This window comes from Actinomadura logoneensis, assembly GCF_003428695.1.
Taxonomy (GTDB): domain Bacteria; phylum Actinomycetota; class Actinomycetes; order Streptosporangiales; family Streptosporangiaceae; genus Spirillospora; species Spirillospora logoneensis.
In genome coordinates this window covers 1-2888 of sequence record NZ_QURH01000689.1, presented here as the reverse complement: position 1 = coordinate 2888, position 2888 = coordinate 1, and the positions used below count along the sequence as shown (strand labels likewise).

Here is a 2888-nt window from a genome sequence, read left to right as displayed (position 1 = left end):
TCCAGTCCGGCGGCCCGGTCCACCGGCACCGGGGCGCTCTCGGCCAGCCAGTCCTTCAGCGCGCCGGTGCGGGCGGCGGCGTCCGCCAGCCGCTCCAGCGGCAGCCGCCCGGACGCGACCGCGTCCTCGACGGCCGCCAGCACCGCCAGCACCGTCTCGTGCTGCTCGCGCGGGCCGAGGCAGAGCAGGTCCGCCCCCGCGAGCAGGGCCCGCACGGCCGCCTCGGGCACGCCGATCGCGCCGCTCGCGCCCTTCATGTCGAGCGCGTCGGTGACGATCACGCCGCGGTAGCCCAGGTGCTCGCGGAGCAGCCCGGTGATCACGGCGGGGGAGAGGGTCGCCGGGACCCCGGCGGTGATGCCCGGCAGGTCGAGGTGCGCGGTCATCACCGCCCGGGTCCCGGCCTCGATCGCCGCCCGGAACGGGACCAGCTCGCGCCGGTCCAGCAGCTCCAGGTCGGCGTCGACGACGGGCACGCCCAGGTGCGAGTCCTCCACGGTGGCCCCGTGACCGGGGAAGTGCTTGGCGCAGGCCGCGATCCCGGCCTCCTGGGTGCCCGCGACGGCCGCCGCCGCGTGCCGTGCCACCAGCTCCGGGTCGGGCCCGAACGAGCGGGTGCCGATCACCGGGTTCTCGGCGGCGGTGTTGACGTCCACCGACGGCGCGAAGTTCAGGTTCACGCCGACCGCGCCCAGCTCCGCGCCGAGCGACCGGTAGACGCGTCGGGTCAGCGCCACGTCGTCGACCGCGCCGAGCGCCGCGTTCCCGGGGTACGGGCTGCCCTCCTTGTGCCCGCCGAGGCGGGTGACGTCGCCGCCCTCCTCGTCGATGGTCACCAGCGGCGCCCCCGCGCCGCGCATCTGCGCGGTCAGCGCCGCCAGCTCGTCGGTGCCGGGGACGTTGCCGTTCAGCGCGAACAGCGTCACCCCGCCGAGCCCGCGCTCCAGCTCGTCCAGCACCCAGCGGGGCGCGGTCGCGCCGTCGAACGCCGGCAGCAGCGCGCTCCGGGCGAGCCGTCCGACCTCGTCGTTTCCGATTCGCTGGCTCATCCCTTGACTGCCCCCGCTACCAGGCCGGACACCATCCGGCGTTGCACGATCAGGAAGAAGACCATCACCGGGATGGTGAACAGCGTGGAGGACGCCATGATCGAGCCCCACTCCACCTGCGTCCGGCCGAAGCTGTAGGACAGCGTCAGCGGCAGCATGTACTTGTCCTGGTCCTTCAGGAACGCGAACGCGATGACGAACTCGTTCCACGCGTTCACGAAGGAGAAGATGCTGGTGGCGACCAGGCCGGGCGCGACCAGCGGGAAGGTGATCCGCCAGAAGGTCGTGAACCGCGACGCGCCGTCGATGGACGCCGCCTCCTCCAGCTCCTTCGGGACGGCCGCGACGAACCCGCGCAGCATCAGGGTCGAGAAGGCCAGCATCGACCCGACGTACACGATGATCACGCCGGTGAGGCTGTTCAGCAGTTGCAGCCGCTGCGCGTTCAGCATCAGCGGGAGCATCAGCGCCTCCAGCGGCACCATCTGCACGACGAGCAGCATCAGCAGGAACGCCAGGCGGCCCCGGAACCGGGTGCGCGCGACCGCGTAGGCGGCCAGCACCGAGATCACGCACGCCGCCGCGACCGTCACGACCGCGACGACCAGGCTGTTCAGGAAGAAGTGGAACAGGCCGTAGTCCAGGCCCTGCCCGTCGATGACCGCCCGGAAGTGCTTCAGCGTCCAGTGCACCGGCAGCGGCAGCGGCGTCTCGGAGTTGATGTCCTCGTCGGTCTTGAACGCCGACGACACCATCCAGAAGACCGGGAAGACGGCGAACAGGAAGACCAGGATCCCGGCGGTGTTCAGGGCGATGCGCGTTCCGCGCCCGCCCACGTTGCCCGGCGCGCTCACGCGACCTCCCCCTGCTTGACCAGGACCCGCACGTAGAAGCCGGTGAACACCAGCAGGATGACGGTGAGGACCAGGGCGATCGCGCCGCCGAGCCCGTACTTGGCCGGGAACGCCACCGCCTCGGAGTAGGCGTACATCGCGAGGTTGAAGGAGTCCCGGTTCGCGGTGCCGCCGGACAGGAAGTACAGCTGGGTGAAGACCTTGAAGTCCCAGATGATCGACAGCACGGTGAGCACCATGAACACCGGCTTCAGCAGCGGGAAGGTGATCTGCCAGAAGGTCGTCCAGGCGGACGCGCCGTCCACCCGCGCGGCCTCGTACAGCTCGCCGGGCACGCTCTTCAGCCCCGCGAGGACGGAGACCGCGATGAACGGGAACGACTGCCACACCACGCACAGCACCAGCACGACGTAGGTGGTCAGCGGCTCGGAGAACCAGTTGTAGTCCTCCCAGCCGCCGCCGACCAGCCAGTCCGGCAGCAGGTCCAGCAGCCAGGGCACCAGACCGCCGCCGGGCGTGAACAGCCACTTGTAGACGATCGCGGAGGAGATCGCCGGGGTCGCCCACGCGAGCAGCGCGCCGGACGACACCAGCAGCGACATCCTCCTGCCGAGCCGGTTCAGCAGCAGCCCCACCAGGGTGCCGACGATCAGCGTGAGCACCACCATGGCGGCGGCGGACAGCACGGTGTTGAGGAAGACCTTCCAGAAGAAGTCGTCACCGAGGACCGTGCTGAAGTTCTTGAACCCGACGTTCTGCGCCGGGTCGAGGCCGCGGACCTCGCGGGTGCCGATCTTGTGGAACGACATCCAGACGAGCTGGCCGATCGGGTAGAGGATGAGCACCGCGATGATCGCGACGGTGGGCGCGATCAGCAGGTACGGGCCCGGACTGAACCGGACGGGGCGGCGGCGCGAGGGCCGCGGAGCGTCACTCCGCCCGCCGCGCGGAGCGGGCCGTTCGGCCCGGCCGGGGGCGCGCGGGG

3 protein-coding genes are annotated in these 2888 nt (G+C 71.2%); all 3 read right to left on the bottom strand.

Going from position 1 to position 2888, the window contains the following annotated elements; genetic code table 11:
• Window positions 1-1049: glycoside hydrolase family 3 protein (locus DZF91_RS25730; RefSeq protein WP_147341385.1), on the bottom strand; the 1049-nt coding region annotated here is incomplete at its 3' end.
• Window positions 1046-1903 carry a carbohydrate ABC transporter permease gene (locus tag DZF91_RS25725; RefSeq protein ID WP_235834561.1) on the bottom strand — a complete coding sequence of 286 codons (858 nt, stop codon included), beginning with the start codon at window positions 1901-1903 and terminating at the stop codon, window positions 1046-1048. The genes DZF91_RS25730 and DZF91_RS25725, both read right to left, overlap by 4 nt.
• Window positions 1900-2888: carbohydrate ABC transporter permease (locus DZF91_RS25720; RefSeq protein WP_235834560.1), on the bottom strand; the 989-nt coding region annotated here is incomplete at its 5' end. The genes DZF91_RS25720 and DZF91_RS25725, both read right to left, overlap by 4 nt.